This is a genomic window from Pseudomonas delhiensis (genome assembly GCF_900187975.1).
GTDB lineage: Bacteria > Pseudomonadota > Gammaproteobacteria > Pseudomonadales > Pseudomonadaceae > Pseudomonas > Pseudomonas delhiensis.
Map to the genome: position 1 here is coordinate 144,361 of NZ_FZPC01000012.1, position 16,882 is coordinate 161,242.

Genomic DNA, 16,882 nt, shown 5'->3' on the forward strand with positions numbered 1-16,882 from the left:
GGTCATTTGCAGTGGTAGGGGCTTTCGCCTTCCAGTTCCTGGTCGGCGTCGATGTCACGGATGATCACCGTGGCCTTGGGATAGCTGGAGCAGAGCGCGTTGCGCACCGTGTAGATGCCGCTGCCCTGGGCCAGGAAGGACTTCTTGTTGAGCTTCTGCCCGTTGGCGTCGACGGCGTCGATCTCGTAGTGGCCGCCGAAGGTCTTGCAGCCGCCCAGCACCAGCAGGCTGGCGCCGAGCAACAGGGGAATCGCTTTCATTGCCTCTCCTTGTCTGCGACCGGCAAAGGTGCGACGCCGGTCATTCTGAGGATGTCAGGCCTGCTTCGACAAGCCCGGCGGCCATTTGCTCCCTCAGCGCTTGCCCATGGAGCGGCGCGAGCCGCGGGGCGCCGGCGGCCGGCGCACGTCCTTGTCGTGGGCCTTGCGCGGCTGGTAGCCGGCGGCGGCGTCCTTCTGCGCGGCAAGGGCGGCACGGGTCAGTTCGGCCAGGGACAGCGGGGCCTGGGCCGGGGTGTCCGCGCTGACGTCGCGCGGCGGCTGTTGCGAGGAAGTCATGGTGTGGACCGGATGAGGGATACGGAAACGGCGCCCATCATACCCGATAGGCGCCACGCCCGCTGCTGCTCAGGCGCCGACCGGTTGCCCCGCGGGCCCCGCCGGGCGCGCCTGGCCGAGGCTTTCGTCGAAGCGCAGCAGGCGCCCGGCGTTGCCCAGCACCAGCAGGGTGCTGAGGTTGTGCAGCACGGCGGCGATCATCGCCCCGGCGGCGCCGAGCAGGCCGAAGGCGGCGGCCGCGACTATCGCCAGGGTCCAGCCCAGGCCGATCGCCACGTTGACCTGCAGGGTGCGCCGGCACTGGCGGCTCAGCCGCACGCAGGTGCCCAGGCGGCGCAGGTCGCTGCCGATCAGCACCACGTCGGCCGAGGCCAGGGCGATGTCGGCGCCGCCGGCGCCCATGGCCACGCCGACCACGCCGGCCTTGAGCGCCAGCGAGTCGTTGATGCCGTCGCCCACCACCAGCGGGCGGAAACCCTTGTCGATTTCCTCGCCGACGCGGCGCAGCTTGTCTTCCGGCAGCGCCTGGGCGCTGACCTCGGCGATGCCTACCTCGCGCGCCACGCCCTCGGCGACGCTGCGGCGGTCGCCGGTGAGCAGCAGCTGGCGGCCCAGGCCCAGTTCGCGCAGCTCGGCCATGGCCCGGGGCGCTTCCGGACGCAGGCTGTCGGCCAGCAGCAGCCAGGCGCGGAAACGCCCGCCCAGGGCCAGGCCGGCGATGGGGCCGTCGTGCTCGGGCACCGGCGCCGTGGCGATGCCCAGCTGGGCGAAGAGTTCGGGCCGGCCCAGGGCCGCCTCGCCCTGCGGGGTGTGGGCGAGCACGCCCAGGCCCTGGCGTTCGCGGATATCCTCCAGCGGGTGGTAGGCGTCGTGGGGCACCAGCGCGGCCAGGGCGCGGCTGACCGGGTGGCTGCTGGCCGCGCCGAGGCTGGCGGCCAGCTGGCGCAAGGCCGCCGAGTCTTCCCCCGGCTCGCCGCGCAGGGCCTGCAGGCGCAGGCTGCCGTGGGTCAGGGTGCCGGTCTTGTCGACCACCAGCGAGGTCAGGTCGGCCAGTTCCTCGAGGAAGGCCGAGCTGCGGATCAGGATGCCGTGGCGCGCCGCCACGGCGATGCCGGCGATGGCCGTGGCCGGCGCCGACAGCACCAGGGCGCAGGGGCAGGCGGCCACCAGCACGGCGAGCATGGCCTGGGGGTCGTTGGTGACGAACCAGGTGACCGCGGCGATCAGCAGCACCAGCACCATGTAGCGCCCGGCGTAGCGCTCCAGCAGGCGGGTGATCGGCGGCTTGGCGCGTTCGGCGCGCTGCATCAGGGCGATCACCTTGCCCAGGGTGGATTCCTCGCCGGTACGCGTCACCTCGATGCGCAGCAGGCCGTCGAGGTTGATGGCGCCGCCGTAGACCTCCATTCCCGCGCCGGCCTCCAGCGGCACCGACTCGCCGGTGATGGGCGCGGTGTCCAGGCTGGCCTGGCCGTCCAGCACCCGGCCGTCGGCCGGCACGCGGTCGCCGGCGCGCACTTCCACCTGGTCGCCGGCGCGCAGCTGGGCGTTGTCCACTTCCTCCACGGCGCCGTCGGCGCGGATCCGCCGGGCCTGGCTGCGGGTCAGGCGGCCAAGGGCCTCGATGGCTTCCTGGGAACCGATCACGCTGCGCTCTTCCAGCACGTGGCCGAAGATCATGATGATCGGCAGCAGCGCGGCGGTCAGCAGGTCGCCGGTGGCCCAGGCGCCGAGCATGGCCAGGGCGATCAACTGGTCGGTGATGCCGTGCAGGCTGGGGTGGCGCAGGCTGGCGGCGGCCGAGCGCAACACCGGCACCGCCACCAGCAGCGAGGCGACGCCCAGCAGCAGCTGCGCCACGCCCTCCTGCTGCGGCGCCAGCCAGCGCCAGAGCAGGCCGAGCAGCAGCAGGCCGAGGGCGAGCATGGCCAGGCTCAGCTGGCGGGCGGCGGCGCGCTGCTCGTCGCGGCTGAGCATGGCCCCGGTGAGGTGGCCGTGGCTGTGGCCATGGTGATGGCCGTGGTGGTGTGCGCTCATCGATGGCTCAGGTCATTGGGTCGACGCGGTGTCGTCATCCTTGAGGATGGTCGCCCGGGGTGGGAAGCGCGTGTCCGGGCGCTTCACGTATTCCTCGGCCTCGGCTTCGGTCAGCACCCAGATCTGGTTGATCTGGCCGCTCTGGCCGGTCTTCAGCGCGACGAACTTGTCCTTCAGCTGCGGCATCAGGCCGTTGACGATGAACAGGTTGTTCTCGGTGCGGATACGCACCGAGACGGCCACCGGGTAGCTCACGGTCTTTTCGTACAGCCCCAGGCTGACCACCTGCTTGAGCAGGTTGGGCTTGGGCCGCTTGAGGGTGATGACCGGGAAGCTGGCGCTGTCCACCACGCCCACCAGCATGCCCGAGGGCAGCTCGCGGCCGGCCTCGGCGCTGCCGGCGCCGAGCAGCATGCCCAGGGCCAGCAGCAGCGCGCCCAGGGGGCGCCAGCGGTTGCCCCGCGACGGAATGGAGGAGTGCCGGTAAGCGACAGCGTTCATGGAGTGTCCCGCCCTAGGTGTTTTCTCGGAATGTGGGTGTCGGGCCCGTGGCCCTCGGCGAGCCTAGCGCGTCCGTGTGACATCTGTCCGCCCATTGCTTCACGGCTGCGGCCCCTGGAGGATCAGGCGGCCGGCGTCGCGCGGATCGACCGTGGTCACCGAACCGGCCTTGGCGAGTATGCCCGGCACCCGCTCGCGGTACAGCCGCAGCAGCAGGCCCGGGTCCTGGCTGGCGGCCAGGCTGGCGATGGTGGCGGTGTCGGCATGGGCCTTGGCCAGGCGCTCGCCGGCCTGGGCGCGGGCCACCTGCAGGGTGCGGTCGGCGGCCTGGGTGGCGACCTGGGTCTGCCGCGCGGCGTCGTTCTGCGCGCTGGCGACATTCTGCTCGGCCAGTTGGCTGGCGGTGAGCACGGCGTTGAAGGCGCTCACCGCCTCGCGCGGCAGCGAGGACTGCACGTCCACCCGCTCGATCTCGATGCCCAGCCCGCTGCCGGCGGCGGCCAGTGCCGCCAGGCTCTGGTTGACGCCCTGCTGCAGGTCGCCGCGCAGGCGCTCGCGGCGCTCGGCCACGGCGCTGTCGCTGCCGACCAGTTCGGGGCGGGCGACCAGGATGGTGTCCAGGTCGCGGGCCGCGCACACGGCCACAGCGTTGCGCGCCACCAGGCGGTCCAGCGCCGGCAGCACGTGCTCGCCCTGGAGCACGTAGGCGTAGGGGTCGACCACCTTGTAGAACACCCGCACGTCCAGCTGCACGACGCCGGCGTCGCCGGTCAGCAGGTAGCCGGAGCCGGCCGTGGCGTCGTTGACCAGGCTGACGTCGAGGTCGGCCTTCTGCGCCTGGGCAGAGCGCAGCAGGGTTTCCACCCGGCGCTCGATGACCCGCTCGGCGGCCGGCAGCAGCACCACCTGCTCGAAGGGCCGCGGCCAGGCCAGCAGCAGGCCGGGGTTGGCGATGCGCTGCAGGGCGCCCATGCGCAGCACCACGGCGCGGCTGTCCGGGCCGACCTCGCGGACGTTGGACAGCGCCCAGCCGAGCGCCGCCAGCAGCGTCACGCCATAGAGCGCGACGAACGCCAGGCGCCCGGCCTGCAGCCAGGGGCTGCCGCCCTCCCCGCGCTCAGTCATGCTGCGCACCCGGCTTCGGCGCCGGCAGTTGCGGCGGGCCGTCGACCAGCACGCGGAAAGGCGCGGCGTCGGTACGCAGGACCAGGCGGGTGCCGGAGTTGACGATGGTGCCCAGGGTGTCCAGCGAGCGCAGCAGGTTGTACAGCTCGGGCGAGCCGGCGTAGGCCTTGGCGTAGATCTGCGCCGCCTCGACGCGGGACTGCGCCTCGATGTCGGCGGCCTTGACCGTGGCGTCGGCCTGCAGGATGCGCGCGTCGCGCTCGGCGGCGGAGCGGATCTCGGCGGCCTTGCGCTTGCCCTCGGCGGTGCGCTCGGTGGCGATGGTCTCGCGTTCGGCGCGCATGCGGTCGACGGTGGCGCCGAGGGTCACCGAGGGCAGCGTCAGGCGCTCGATGCCCACCTGCAGCACGCGCACGCCGTAGGTATCGCGCAGGGTCTTGTCGATCTGCCCGCGCAGGCGCTGCTCGAAGTCGGCGATGCGCACCTTGCCGCCGTCGGTGTTCACCAGGTCGGCCAGGTCGAAGCCGCTGGCGGTGGTTTCCAGGGCCGAGCCGACGAAGGTGCGGATCTGCCGCGCCGCCTCGTCCGGCTGGTTCTGCACCGCGCGCATGAAGCGCTGCACGTCGTCCGCATCGGGCTGCACCTGCCAGGCCACGTAGGCCTGGACGATGATGCGCAGGCCGTCGCGGGTGCCGACGTCCTGCAGGCCGCTGGAGGTGGTGCGCAGGCGCAGGTCCACCGGGATGGCCGCCTCGAAGGGCACCGGCAGGCGCCAGGCCAGGCCCGGCTGCAGCAGCACCCGCACCGGGTTGCCGAAGCGGGTGACCACGGTCGCCTCGCCGGAGCGCACCTGCACCAGGCAGGCGCTGGCGGCGGCGAACAGCACCAGCAGCGCGGCCAGGGCCATGCGCCGCCAGGGCATGGGCCCGCCGCCAGCGTGCTCATGGTCGTGATGGTGGTGGCCGTGGTCGTGGTGCGCGTGGTCGTGGCTGTGCGACGAACTCAAGGGGCGAGCTCCTGTTTGGCCGGCTTGCGCGCCGGGTCGAAGGGCGCGGCGAGGAAGCCGCGCAGGTCGAGGGTCGGCGCATCGCCGGCGCCCAGTCGGTGGTCGATGACCAGGGCGCTGGCACTGCCCAGGCCCTGGCCCAGGCGGGCGAAATACCGTTCCAGCAGGAACGACTGGCCGGCGTCCTGCCAGGCCTTGCGCTCGGCGCCGAAGCGCAGGTCGGCGGCCCGGGCCGCGGCCAGCGTCTCGCGGGCGTCGGCGTTGGCCTTGTCCACCGCCTGGCTGGCGGCCAGGCGGGCCTCGTTGCCCTGTTCGGCGGCCTTGCCGCGCTCGCGGGAGATCAATGCCTGGGCGGTGATCTGGGCCGCCTGCACGCCGTGGTAGGCATTCGCCGCACCGGCCGGCGGGTGGATGGCCTCGACCACGGTGGCGAGGATTTCCACGCCGCTGTGCAGGTCGTCGAGGTCGGCCTGCACGGCCTTGCCGATGTCCTGCGCCAGGGCCTCGCGCTGGCCGCCGAGGACGCTGTCCAGGGTGCGCGAGGCGAAGTCGTGGACCAGCACGCGGCTGGCCGTGCTGCGGATCAGCGCCGGCACGTCGGCGCTGTTGTAGGTGGCGGCCAGGGCCGCGGCATCGCTCAGGCCGATGCGGTAGACGAAGCGCACGTCCATGTTGACCACCTGGAAGCTCTGCTTGCCGTCGGCGGCGCTGGCGATCACCTGGGATTTCTCGCTGCGGTGGGAAGCGTCCCACAGGCGGTTGGCGCTGTCCGGCGCGGGGCCCTCGGCCGGGCCCGGCGGGTCGGCGGTGGCGGAATCGCCGGAAGTGGCCAGTTCGTGGATGACGCCGTTCTCCACCGCGATCACCCGCCCGAACGGCCAGGGCAGCCCGGCATGCAGGCCCGGCTGCAGCACCGCCTCGGGCTTGCCGAAGCGCTCGTAGACGCCGCGGCCGTCCAGGGGCACCTCGTGGATGCCGCTGAGCAGCCAGCCCACCAGCGCCACCAGCGCGGCCACCGGCAGGAAGGCGCGGCGCATGAAGGCGAACGCCCAGACCTGGCGCAGGTCGATGCCGAAGCGCTGCTGCAATTCGTCCTGCAGGAACTGCAGCGGCCGCGGCGGCCAGTGCAGTTGCCCGGCCACCAGGCTACGGGCGACCAGGCGCGGCTCCTCGCGCCCGCGCTGCGGCAGGAAGGCGGAAAACACCGCGCGCGCCAGCAGCTCCACGGCCACCGCGGCGGGCAGCAGGCCGAGCAATACCAGCAGGCGCACCGGCCAGAGGTTGTCGGCGCTGGCGAACAGCAGGCCGGGCAGCGACAGCAGTTGCACGGCGATGACCAGCCGCAGCAGCGGCGCCAGGGCGGCGGCCTCCGGCCACTGGGCCGCGGTGCTGGCGGCAAGGTGGCGCTCCAGCACCAGCAGGCCGAAGGCGCCCAGCAACAGCAGGCCGGCGCCGACATAGGCCGCCTGGCCGAGGTCGGCGCCCGGCAGCGCCAGGTTCCAGCCGGCGCGGACCACCAGCAGCGCGGCGACGGCGAGCCCCGCCAGCCAGAGCGCGCCGGGGCCGACGCGCAGCAACAGCCCGCGGATGCCACGGCCGATGCTGTCGAGGAAGCGGTCATAGGCGCTCAGCGCCTCGGGCGGCAGCGCCTCCTGCGCCGCCTCGCGCCCGCCGAACCAGCGCAGCCCCGGCTCCTGCCCCAGCGCCCGCGCCCGCCAGGCGTCCACGCGCCAGGCCGACTGCGCCGCCGCGGCCAGCAGCAGCAAGGCCGCGGCGTTGTTGCACAGCAATGGCAGCCAGGGCGAACGGGCAGCGAACAGGCCGATGAGGATCGCCAGGAGGAACAGCAGCCCGGCCAGCACGGCGCTGCCCAGGGCCAGGGCGAACAGGCGCCGGGCATGCACCGCGGCCTGCTGGAAGCGCGGCAGCGCCTGCAGGTCCTCACCCGCGGTGTCCAGGTCGACTCGCATCACAACTCCAGAGGCGGCCAGGGGGCCTGCCGGTACATCGGCGCGCAGGGAAACAAAATGTAACCTTATAACAGTCGGGGTGAAATTCTCGTCGAGACTCGGCGCAAAGAAAAGCCGCGCCCGCGATTTGCCGCGCGGCCCCGCAGCGTTCTATCTTGGCGAACCGTTCAAGTACCGCCGAGGTCCCCGATGAGCTCCCTGCGCGAATCCCTCGCCCGCTTCCCCCGCCTCGACCTGGTCGGCGCCCCTACCCCGCTGGACAAGCTGGAACGGCTGTCGGCGCGGCTGGGGCGGGAGATCTTCGTCAAGCGCGACGATCTCACCCCGCTGGCCATGGGCGGCAACAAGGTGCGCAAGCTGGAGTTCCTAGCCGCCGATGCGCTGGCCGCCGGCGCCGACGTGCTGGTCACCGCCGGCGCCATCCAGTCCAACCACGTGCGCCAGACCGCGGCGCTGACCGCGCGCCTGGGCCTGGGCTGCCTGGCCCTGCTGGAAAACCCCATCGGCACCGCCGACGCCAATTACCTGGGCAACGGCAACCGCCTGCTGCTCGACCTGTTCGGCGCCCAGGTGGAAGCGGTCGCCAACCTCGACGACGCCGACGCCCTGCTGGAGCAGGCCTGCGAGCGCCTGCGCGCCCAGGGGCGCAAGCCCTACCTGGTGCCCATCGGCGGTTCCAATGCCCTCGGCGCCCTGGGCTACGTGCGCGCCGGCCTGGAACTGGCCGGGCAGGTGCGCGCCAGCGGCCGCCACTTCGCCGCCGTGGTGCTCGCCTCCGGCAGCGCCGGCACCCACGCCGGGATGGCCCTGGCGCTGGCCGAGGCACTGCCGGAAACCCCGGTGATCGGCGTCACCGTCTCGCGCCCCGACGCCGCCCAGCGGCCCAAGGTGGAAGGCCTGGCGCAACGCACCGCGGACCTGCTCGGCCGGCCGCTGGCGGCGCATTGCGCCGTGCACCTGTGGGACGCCTACTTCGGCCCGCGCTATGGCGAGCCCAACGCCGGCACCCTGGACGCGCTGCGCCTGCTCGCCGCGACCGAGGGCCTGCTGCTCGACCCCGTCTACACCGGCAAGGCCATGGCCGGCCTGCTCGACGGCGTGGCCAAGGGCCGCTTCGCCGACGGCCCGCTGCTGTTCCTGCACACCGGCGGCGCCCCGGCGCTGTTCGCCTACCCGGCGTTCCTGTGAATTCACACGAGTCATATAAGTAAGAAATTTTATTATTTTATTGCATAACCATTGACCCCCTATGGTCCCACGGCCTACTAACCTGCTTGAAACACCAAGAACGAGGGCAACCATGAACTTCTCCATCCTGCGACGCGGTTTCATCTTCGCCGGCCTGACCCTGGCCCTCGGCGCCAGCTTCCTCGGCCAGCAGGCCTCGGCCGAGGAGGACCTGCTCAAACAGATCCAGGCCAACGGCGCGATCAAGGTCGGCCTGGAAGGCACCTACCCGCCCTTCAGCTTCGTCGACGAGAGCGGCAAGCTGTCCGGCTTCGAGGTGGACTTCGCCGAGCTGCTGGCCAAGGAGCTGGGGGTGAAGGCCAAGCTCCAGCCGACCAAGTGGGATGGCATCCTCGCCGCCCTCGAATCCAAGCGCCTGGACGTGGTGATCAACCAGGTGACCATCTCCGAGGAGCGCAAGAAGAAGTACGACTTCTCCGAGCCCTACACCGTCTCGGGCATCCAGGCCCTGGTGCGCAAGGGCGACGAAAGCAAGTACGACAAGCCCGAGAAGCTCGCCGGGGTGAAGGTCGGCGTGGGCCTGGGCACCAACTACGAGCAGTGGCTGAAGCAGAACGTGCCGCAGGCCGACGTGCGCACCTACGAGGACGACCCGACCAAGTTCCAGGACCTGCGCAGCGGGCGCATCGACGTGATCCTGGTGGACCGCCTGGCGGCCTTCGACATGGTCAACAAGACCAAGGGCGCCATGGCCCTGACCGGCGCCCCCTTCGCCCGCCAGGAAGCCGGCATCGCCCTGCGCAAGGGCAACCCCGAGCTGCTCGGCGCGCTGAACAGGGCCATCGAGAAGTTCAAGGCCGACGGTTCGCTGAAGCAACTCTCGGAGAAGTGGTTCCAGGCTGACGTGACCCAATGATCGACGAAAGCCTGCAGCTCGCGCTGGATTCCGCGCCCTTCCTGCTCAAGGGCGCGGTCTTCACGGTAGTCCTGAGCGTCGGCGGCATGTTCTTCGGGCTGCTGCTGGGGTTCGTCCTCGCCCTGGCGCGCCTTTACGGCCATGCCGTGTTCAGCTGGCTCGCGCGCATCTACGTGTCCTTCTTCCGCGGCACGCCGCTGCTGGTGCAGCTGTTCATGATCTACTACGGCCTGCCGCAGCTGGGCCTGGAGCTGGACCCGCTGCCGGCGGCGCTGATCGGCTTCTCGCTGAACATGGCCGCCTACGTCTGCGAGATCCTCCGCGCGGCCATCGGCTCCATCGACCGCGGCCAGTGGGAGGCGGCCTCCAGCATCGGCATGACCCGCGCCCAGACGCTGCGCCGGGTGGTGCTGCCGCAGGCCGCGCGCACCGCCCTGCCGCCGCTGGGCAACAGCTTCATCTCGCTGGTCAAGGACACCGCCCTGGCCGCCACCATCCAGGTGCCGGAGCTGTTCCGCCAGGCGCAGCTGATCACCGCGCGGACCTTCGAGGTGTTCACCATGTACCTCACCGCGGCGCTCATCTACTGGGTGCTCGCCAGCGTCCTGGCGCACCTGCAGAACCGCCTGGAAGCGCGGGTCAACCGCCATGACCAGGAGCACGAGGCATGATCGAGGTACGCAAGCTCACCAAGCGGTTCCGCGGCCAGGAGGTGCTCAAGGGCATCGACCTCTCGGTCGCGGCCGGCGAGGTGGTGGCGATCATCGGCCCCAGCGGCTCGGGCAAGACCACCCTGCTGCGCTGCCTGAACCTGCTGGAGATCCCCAACGGCGGGACCATCCGTGTCGGCGACATCGAGATCGACGCCTCGCGCCCGCTCAAGCCGCAGCAGGGGCTGATCCGCAAGCTGCGTCAGCACGTCGGCTTCGTGTTCCAGAACTTCAACCTGTTCCCCCACCGCACCGCGCTGGAGAACGTCATCGAAGGCCCGGTGATCGTCAAGAAGGAGCCCCGCGAGAGCGCCGTGCAGCGCGCCCGCCAGTTGCTGGCCAAGGTCGGCCTGGCCGGCAAGGAGGATGCCTATCCCAAGCGTCTCTCCGGTGGCCAGCAGCAACGCGTGGCCATCGCCCGGGCCCTGGCCATGCAGCCGGACGTGATCCTCTTCGACGAACCCACCTCGGCGCTGGACCCGGAACTGGTGGGCGAAGTGCTGGCGACCATTCGCGGCCTGGCCCAGGAAAAGCGCACCATGGTCATCGTCACCCACGAGATGAGCTTCGCCCGCGACGTCGCCAACCGGGCGATCTTCATCGACAAGGGGGTGATCGTCGAACAGGGCGACGCCAAGGCGCTGTTCGCCCAGCCCCGCGAGGAACGCACCCGGCAATTCCTCAGCAAGTTCCTCAACCCCGAGCAGAGCCGCCCCGAATAGATCAAATTATTCGATATCAACGCTCGGATATTTGCGCTTTTTTATCGATACGATCGGGATCAACATAGTCTCCATGAACCGCGCAGGCCGGCCACTCCGCCGGCCTTGCGCCCCAAGAGGACTGATCCCATGATCGAACGCAGACCCTTCGACCAGCTCGGCGGCGCCCACCACGGCTGGCTCAACGCCAAGCACCACTTCTCCTTCGCCGAGTACTACGACCCCGAGCGCATGAGCTGGGGCAACCTGCGCGTCTGGAACGACGACGAGATCGACCCGGGCACCGGCTTCCCGCCGCATCCGCACCGCGAGATGGAAATCATCACCTACGTGCGCCAGGGTGCGATCACCCACCAGGACAGCCTGGGCAACAAGGGCCGCACCGAGGCGGGCGACGTGCAGGTGATGAGCGCCGGCAGCGGCATCGTCCACTCCGAGTACAACCTGGAAAAGGACGTGACCAGGATCTTCCAGATCTGGATCCTGCCGACGCAACGCGGCGGCACGCCGTCCTGGGGCGCCAAGCCGTTCCCCAAAGGCGACCGCGCCGGCCGCTTCGTGACCCTCGCCAGCGGCTTCGAGAGCGACGAGGACGCCCTGCGCATCCGCGCCGACGGCCGCCTGGTGGCAGCCACCCTGAAGGCCGGGCAAAGCGCCGAGTACCCCCTGGGCGCCGACCGCCGCGCCTACCTGGTGCCGGCGACCGGCAAGGTGGAAGTCAACGGCGTGCCCCTCGCCGCCCGCGACGGGGCCGCCATCGCTGAGGAAGCGATGGTGAAGGTGACGGCGCTGGAGGACAGCGAGGTGATTCTGGTGGATGTTGCCTGAGGGCCGTGGCGAAACGAAAAAGGGCACGCTTTGCGTGCCCTTTTTCATTCGTCTGGTGGACCGAAGGAGGATCGAACTCCCGACCTCCGCATTGCGAACGCGGCGCTCTCCCAGCTGAGCTATCGGCCCGAGGTAGGCAGAATCTAGCCCAGCCGGCGGCGCCAGGCAATGCCCCGCGCGGGTGCTCAGCGCTTGCGGCACAGCCCCATGCCGTCGCCCAGCGGCAGCAGGGAATAATCCACGCGCTCATCCGTTTTCAGCGCCAGGTTCAGTTGCTGGATGGCGCGGGTGTCGGCGCTTTGCGGGTTGGCTTCGAGCACCCGGCCGCTCCACAGCACGTTGTCGAAGATCGCCAGGCCGCCCTGGCGCAGCAGCGCCAGGGCGTGTTCCAGGTAGCGCGGGTAGTTGGCCTTGTCGGCGTCGATGAAGGCGATGTCGAAGCTGCCCGCCTGCCCTGCCTTTTCCAGGCCGGCCAGGGTGTCCAGCGCCGGGCCCAGGCGCAGTTCGATGCGGCTTTCGACGCCGGCGTCGCGCCAGTACGACTGCGCCGTGGCGTTGTAGTCGCCGGGCAGGTCGCAGCAGAGGATGTGGCCGTCTTCCGGCAGGGCCTCGGCCATGCACAGGGCGCTGTAGCCGGTGAAGGTACCCACTTCGAGGATGCGCCGGGCGCCGGTCAGCTTCACCAGCAGGGCGAGGAACTGGCCCTGCTCGGGGGCGATCTGCCAGCGTGCCGTGGGCAGGGCGGCGGTTTCCTCGCGCAGGTGCGCCTTCAGCGGCGTGTCGCGCAGGGAGGTGTCCAGCAGGTATTGATAGAGCGCGTCGTCGAGGTTGAGCGTACGGGTGGTCATGGGCCCTCCTGGAGATCAGGGATGGAGGGCGAGGCTCTGTACCGCGAGGACGCGCTTGGCTTCCAGGAAGGCCCGCTGCCAGTAGGGGCTGTCGAGGCTGTCCAGGCGTACGGTCCCGCCCGTTCTGGGCGCATGCACGAAGCGCCCCTCGCCGACATAGATACCCGCATGGCTGACGTTGCGTCCACCGTTGGTGGCGAAGAACACCAGGTCGCCGCTCTGCAGGCCCTCGCGGCCGACCACGGGGGCACGCATGCCGATCATCTCGCGGGTGGAGCGCGGCAGCTGCAGGCCGGTGGCGTCGCGGTAGACGTAGCCGATCAGGCCACTGCAGTCGAAACCGCCGTCAGGGGTATTGCCGCCCCAGCGATAGGGTGTGCCCACCAGGCCGATGGCGCGGATCAGCACGTCGTCCGCGGCCCGGGAATCGCCGCCGAAGTTGTTCGAGGGGGCGTAGACCACCGGTGGCGGCGCAGGCGGCGTATGGCTGGCGCAGGCGGCCAGCAGCGAGATGCAGGCGAGAGAGAGGATACGAAGGGAGGTATGCATGTGATGGCATCCCCGTTTCAGGAATGCCATCACTTTGCACCGTCAAATGGTTAAGCGCAATACTTAAAGTAAAACTTTAAGATTAGCGCGTTACCGTTTGCTGCGCCTGGTAACCCGGCTCCAGGACGCGCTTGGCTTCCATGTAGCTCAGGCGCCAGTAGCTGTCGTCCAGGTTGTCCACCCGTACACCACCGCCACGGCGGCTGGCGGAGTGGATGAACTGGCCATCGCCGATGTAGATGCCGGCGTGGCTCACGCGCCCGCGACCACGGTTGTTGAAGAAGATCAGGTCGCCCGGTTGCAGGTCTTCCTTGGAGACCAGCGGGACGTCCATGGTGATCATCTCGCGCGTGGAACGCGGAAGCTTGATTCCAGCCTCTTCGCGGAACAGATAGCCGACGAAGCCGCTGCAATCGAAACCGGTTTTCTCCGAACGGCCCCCGAAGCGATACGGCGTGCCGATCAGTTCGAATGCGCGATCCAGAATACTGGAAACCCGCCCTGACGGGTTCCCGTTATCATTTCCTGCCCCCTCGTCTTCTACATCCGCCAGCGTTGCCTGATGGTGGTCAATCTGAGCCCAGCTGCGGGTGGCCTGCTCTACGGCGACCTGCTGTTGACCCGGCTGGGACTCCGGCGAATGGCTGGCGCAAGCGGCCAGCAGCAAGACGAAACTCATGGGCACGAGGGGTGCGAAGCGTCTAAGCATGGGCACGACCGTGTCTCATTAGTTCCATTAGCGCGCTAATGTGCCCGCTCGATCGAGGCGATGCAAGTTTTTTATCGCGAAATGTGACCTATCAGTTGCGGCAGAATGTCTAAGGCTCGACCGACAATTCTCGCATCGACCCTCGTGCTGAGGTCGGTCAGCCCCGGATTCACCTCGGCGACGAAGCCACCGGCGGCGCGGGTGCGCAGCACCGGCTCGACGATGTAGGGGAAGCTCGCCGTGGTCCCCACCAGCAGCACCACCTCGAAGCCCTTGCGCAGTTCGCCGTAGAGGCTGTCGATCGCCGCCTCCGGCAACATCTCCTCGAACAGCACCACCGGTGGCCGCAGCACGCCGCCGCAGTCCGCGCAACGTGGCGGCAGCGGACGCTGCAGGTGCGCCTCCAGCTCATCGCTTTCGGCCCCGCACGACTGGCAGAACAACGGCCGCAGTTCGCCGTGGATCTCGATCAGCCGCTCCGGCGGCGAGCCGGCCCGGCGATGGAAGCCGTCGATGTTCTGCGTCAGCACCCAGCACCCCGGCTTGCGCCGCTGCAGTTCGGCGATGGCCTCGTGGCCGGCGTTGGGCGTGGCGGCGAGGCAGGCCCGGCCGAGCTGCGCCAGGTATTTCCAGCACAGCGCCGGGTCGTGCCGCAGCATGGGCCCGGAGATGGCCGTCTCGATGGCGATGCCTTCCTCGGTCACGCCGTTGTACAGGCCGCCCAGGCCACGGTAGGTGGGCATGCCGGAATCCGCCGAGAGGCCGGCGCCGGTGATCACCAGGATGCGCTCGGCGCCCTGCAGGGCGTGGACGAGCGCGGCCATCGAAGCGTCCATGGGGTGGTTCCTGTCAGGCTGGCGCGTCGCCAGCGGGTGGATGCTGCGCGGCGAGGCGTTGCAGGCGCCCCAGCAGCGTGGTGCGCGGGATCCGCAGGCTGGCGGCCGCCTGCGAGAGGTTCCCGCGCGCCCGGCGCAAGGCCTCTTCTATCAGCTCGCGCTCGTGTTCCGCCAGCCTTTCGCGCAAGCCCATCGCCGGCGCCGCGTCATCGGCCGTGGCGCTGGCCGCCACGTCCTCCGGCGCTTCGTCGGCGAAGACCACCTCGTCGAGCACCGCGCCAGCCTGGCCATGCAACAGCAGGCTGCGGCGGATCACGTTCTCCAACTGGCGCACGTTGCCCGGCCAGGCGCAGGCCTGCAGGCGCGCCAGCGCCCGCGGCCCCAGGGCCGTCACCTGCGGGTTCAGGCTGCGTGCATCGCGGCGCACGAAGGCCCGGGCCAGCAGCTCGACGTCCGCGGGCCGTTCGCGCAGCGGCGGGATGCTCAGGCTACCGACCTCCAGCCGGTAGTAGAGGTCCTCGCGCAGGCGCCCCTCGGCGATCGCCTGGCGCGGCGCCTGGTTGCTCGCGGCGATCAGGCGCACGTCCGCCTGCATCGGCCGCAGGCCGCCCAGCGGCAGGTAGCTGCCGTCCTGCAGCACGCGCAGCAGCTTGCTTTGCAGGGCCATGGGCATGGAGTTGATCTCGTCGAGGAACAGCGTGCCGCCTTCGGCCAGGGCGAACATGCCCTTGCGGTTCTCGGCGCCGGTGAAGGCGCCGCGGGTGGTGCCGAACAGGGTGCTTTCCAGCAGCGTCTCGGGGATGGCCGCGCAGTTCAGGGCGATCATCGGGCCGCCGCGCCGCGGGCTCAGGGCATGGGCACGGCGGGCGAAGAGTTCCTTGCCGGTGCCGGTCTCGCCATGGATCAGCAGCGGCAGGTCGGTCGCGGCGAAGATGTCCAGGCGCTGCAGCTGCCGCAGCAGGCCGGGCGTGACGCTGAGGATCGGCGGGCAGTCCGGCTCGCCGTCCGCGTCGGCGCCCTCCGCCACCACCTCGCCCACCTCCATCGCCCCGAGCAGTTGACCCTCGCGGCCGTGCAGCGGGATCGCCCGGTGCCGGTACTGCAGCAGCTCGCCGCCGGCGCCGACGTAGGCCTGCAGCGTATCGATGGATGGCCGCCCCTGGGCCAGGCAGCGCAGCAGGGTGCTCTGCCCGGCCGGCAGCCAGGGCGCGCTCTGCAGCACGTGCATGCCCAGCGCCTGCCGGGGGTCGAGACCGTCGAGCAGGCCACTGGCCCGGTTGTAGTAGACGAAGCGCCCCTGGGTATCGACCACCGTGACCGGTTGCCGCAGCCCGTCGAAGATCGGCGCCAGGCTGTCCACCAGCCAGCGCAATTCATCCTTTTCCGCAGGAACCGTCGCATTTTCGACAATAGCCATGGCAGCCCAGCCCTTCCTATCCGTCCGGATTTCGACAACCGTCCCAGTTTCGACGAAAACGCGCGAGCCCGCACCGCCCCCGGTCAACGCCGGGCCAGCAAAACCGTCATCGACGCGCCGGCCCGCCTGGCCCATGCCTTGCAACGTGACGAGCATCCACCTGCAAGAGGAAACGCCATGTTCAAGCACATCATCGCCCGCACCCCGGCCAGCAGCCTGGTCGACGGCCTGACCTCCAGCCACCTGGGCAAGCCGGACTTCGCCAGGGCCCTGGAGCAGCACAACGCCTACATCCGCGCACTGCAGACCTGCGACGTGGACATCACCCTGCTGCCGCCGGACGAGCGCTTCCCCGACTCGGTGTTCGTCGAGGACCCGGTGCTCTGCACCTCGCGCTGCGCCATCATCACCCGCCCCGGCGCCGAGTCGCGGCGCGGCGAGACCGCGATCATCGAGCAGACCATCCAGCGCTTCTACCCGGGCAAGGTCGAGCGCATCGAGGCGCCCGGCACGGTCGAGGCCGGCGACATCATGATGGTCGGCGAGCACTTCTACATCGGCGAATCGGCGCGCACCAACGCCGAGGGCGCCCGGCAGATGATCGCCCTGCTCGAGAAGCACGGCTTCACCGGCTCGGTGGTGCGCCTGGAAAAGGTGCTGCACCTGAAGACCGGGCTGGCCTACCTGGAGCACGGCAACCTGCTGGCCGCCGGCGAGTTCATCAGCAAGCCGGAGTTCCAGCACCTGAACATCGTCGAGATCCCCGAGGAAGAGGCCTATGCGGCCAACTGCATCTGGGTCAACGAGCGGGTGATCATGCCCGCCGGCTACCCGCGGACGCGGCAGAAGATCGCCGACCTCGGCTACCGGGTGATCGAGGTCGACACCTCCGAGTACCGCAAGATCGACGGCGGCGTCAGCTGCATGTCCCTGCGCTTCTGATCGGCCGCCCTGCCGGCGGGC

General features: G+C 70.2%; 18 protein-coding genes and 1 tRNA gene. 6 read left to right on the forward strand and 13 right to left on the reverse strand.

Annotation, left to right across the window (positions count from 1 at the left end; all coding sequences use genetic code 11):
* Positions 1 to 2: 2 nt before the first annotated feature.
* The 7 genes from CHC02_RS12965 to hflK (CHC02_RS12995) all read right to left on the reverse strand — a co-directional run bounded on the left by CHC02_RS12965 (position 3) and on the right by hflK (CHC02_RS12995) (position 7,196).
* Positions 3 to 260 carry a hypothetical protein gene (locus CHC02_RS12965; RefSeq protein ID WP_009618451.1) on the reverse strand — a complete coding sequence of 86 codons (258 nt, stop codon included), beginning with the start codon at positions 258 to 260 and terminating at the stop codon, positions 3 to 5.
* Between the two features lie 93 nt (positions 261 to 353).
* On the reverse strand, positions 354 to 557 hold the full coding sequence (locus tag CHC02_RS12970) for a hypothetical protein (RefSeq protein WP_089391861.1): 204 nt from the start codon (positions 555 to 557) through the stop codon (positions 354 to 356).
* A 69-nt stretch (positions 558 to 626) separates the two neighbouring features.
* Positions 627 to 2,594, reverse strand: coding sequence for a cation-translocating P-type ATPase (locus CHC02_RS12975; protein ID WP_089391862.1), 1,968 nt, complete (start codon positions 2,592 to 2,594; stop codon positions 627 to 629).
* Between the two features lie 12 nt (positions 2,595 to 2,606).
* Positions 2,607 to 3,095 carry a hypothetical protein gene (locus CHC02_RS12980; protein WP_244160862.1) on the reverse strand — a complete coding sequence of 163 codons (489 nt, stop codon included), beginning with the start codon at positions 3,093 to 3,095 and terminating at the stop codon, positions 2,607 to 2,609.
* Between the two features lie 99 nt (positions 3,096 to 3,194).
* Positions 3,195 to 4,220, reverse strand: coding sequence for a protease modulator HflK (gene hflK, locus CHC02_RS12985; RefSeq protein WP_089391863.1), 1,026 nt, complete (start codon positions 4,218 to 4,220; stop codon positions 3,195 to 3,197).
* Positions 4,213 to 5,226 carry a protease modulator HflC gene (gene hflC, locus CHC02_RS12990; protein ID WP_089391864.1) on the reverse strand — a complete coding sequence of 338 codons (1,014 nt, stop codon included), beginning with the start codon at positions 5,224 to 5,226 and terminating at the stop codon, positions 4,213 to 4,215. Before hflC ends, hflK (CHC02_RS12985) begins: the two co-directional genes overlap by 8 nt.
* The gene (hflK, locus tag CHC02_RS12995; protein ID WP_089391865.1) at positions 5,223 to 7,196 is read right to left on the reverse strand and encodes a protease modulator HflK; all 1,974 of its coding nucleotides are present in this window, start codon (positions 7,194 to 7,196) and stop codon (positions 5,223 to 5,225) included. Before hflK (CHC02_RS12995) ends, hflC begins: the two co-directional genes overlap by 4 nt.
* Positions 7,197 to 7,385: 189 nt before the next feature.
* Between hflK (CHC02_RS12995) and CHC02_RS13000 the strand changes: the two genes are divergently transcribed.
* The 5 genes from CHC02_RS13000 to CHC02_RS13020 all read left to right on the forward strand — a co-directional run bounded on the left by CHC02_RS13000 (position 7,386) and on the right by CHC02_RS13020 (position 11,560).
* The gene (locus tag CHC02_RS13000; RefSeq protein WP_089391866.1) at positions 7,386 to 8,384 is read left to right on the forward strand and encodes a D-cysteine desulfhydrase; all 999 of its coding nucleotides are present in this window, start codon (positions 7,386 to 7,388) and stop codon (positions 8,382 to 8,384) included.
* A gap of 112 nt (positions 8,385 to 8,496) precedes the next feature.
* Entirely contained in the window at positions 8,497 to 9,300 is an 804-nt protein-coding gene (tcyJ, locus tag CHC02_RS13005) for a cystine ABC transporter substrate-binding protein (RefSeq protein WP_089391867.1), read from the forward strand.
* Positions 9,300 to 9,971 (forward strand): cystine ABC transporter permease, encoded by a 672-nt coding sequence (gene tcyL, locus CHC02_RS13010; protein WP_176450325.1) that lies wholly within the window; start codon positions 9,300 to 9,302, stop codon positions 9,969 to 9,971. Before tcyJ ends, tcyL begins: the two co-directional genes overlap by 1 nt.
* Positions 9,968 to 10,732: an L-cystine ABC transporter ATP-binding protein TcyN gene (gene tcyN / locus CHC02_RS13015; RefSeq protein WP_089391869.1), complete on the forward strand. Its 765-nt coding sequence runs from the start codon at positions 9,968 to 9,970 to the stop codon at positions 10,730 to 10,732. Before tcyL ends, tcyN begins: the two co-directional genes overlap by 4 nt.
* A gap of 129 nt (positions 10,733 to 10,861) precedes the next feature.
* Complete coding sequence (locus CHC02_RS13020; protein WP_089391870.1) at positions 10,862 to 11,560, forward strand: pirin family protein; 699 nt, start codon at positions 10,862 to 10,864, stop codon at positions 11,558 to 11,560.
* Positions 11,561 to 11,613: 53 nt separating this feature from the next.
* Here the strand turns inward: CHC02_RS13020 and CHC02_RS13025 are convergent.
* The 6 genes from CHC02_RS13025 to CHC02_RS13050 all read right to left on the reverse strand — a co-directional run bounded on the left by CHC02_RS13025 (position 11,614) and on the right by CHC02_RS13050 (position 15,919).
* Positions 11,614 to 11,689 (reverse strand) — tRNA-Ala (locus CHC02_RS13025).
* Between the two features lie 56 nt (positions 11,690 to 11,745).
* On the reverse strand, positions 11,746 to 12,408 hold the full coding sequence (locus CHC02_RS13030; RefSeq protein ID WP_089391871.1) for a class I SAM-dependent methyltransferase: 663 nt from the start codon (positions 12,406 to 12,408) through the stop codon (positions 11,746 to 11,748).
* Between the two features lie 15 nt (positions 12,409 to 12,423).
* Positions 12,424 to 12,957 (reverse strand): C40 family peptidase, encoded by a 534-nt coding sequence (locus tag CHC02_RS13035; protein WP_089391872.1) that lies wholly within the window; start codon positions 12,955 to 12,957, stop codon positions 12,424 to 12,426.
* Positions 12,958 to 13,039: 82 nt separating this feature from the next.
* Positions 13,040 to 13,672 carry a C40 family peptidase gene (locus tag CHC02_RS13040; RefSeq protein WP_089391873.1) on the reverse strand — a complete coding sequence of 211 codons (633 nt, stop codon included), beginning with the start codon at positions 13,670 to 13,672 and terminating at the stop codon, positions 13,040 to 13,042.
* A 65-nt stretch (positions 13,673 to 13,737) separates the two neighbouring features.
* The gene (locus CHC02_RS13045; protein WP_089391874.1) at positions 13,738 to 14,502 is read right to left on the reverse strand and encodes an NAD-dependent protein deacylase; all 765 of its coding nucleotides are present in this window, start codon (positions 14,500 to 14,502) and stop codon (positions 13,738 to 13,740) included.
* 13 nt (positions 14,503 to 14,515) lie between these two features.
* Positions 14,516 to 15,919: a sigma-54 interaction domain-containing protein gene (locus CHC02_RS13050; RefSeq protein WP_089391875.1), complete on the reverse strand. Its 1,404-nt coding sequence runs from the start codon at positions 15,917 to 15,919 to the stop codon at positions 14,516 to 14,518.
* Between the two features lie 177 nt (positions 15,920 to 16,096).
* Between CHC02_RS13050 and ddaH the strand changes: the two genes are divergently transcribed.
* Complete coding sequence (gene ddaH, locus CHC02_RS13055; protein WP_089391876.1) at positions 16,097 to 16,861, forward strand: dimethylargininase; 765 nt, start codon at positions 16,097 to 16,099, stop codon at positions 16,859 to 16,861.
* Positions 16,862 to 16,882: the final 21 nt, after the last annotated feature.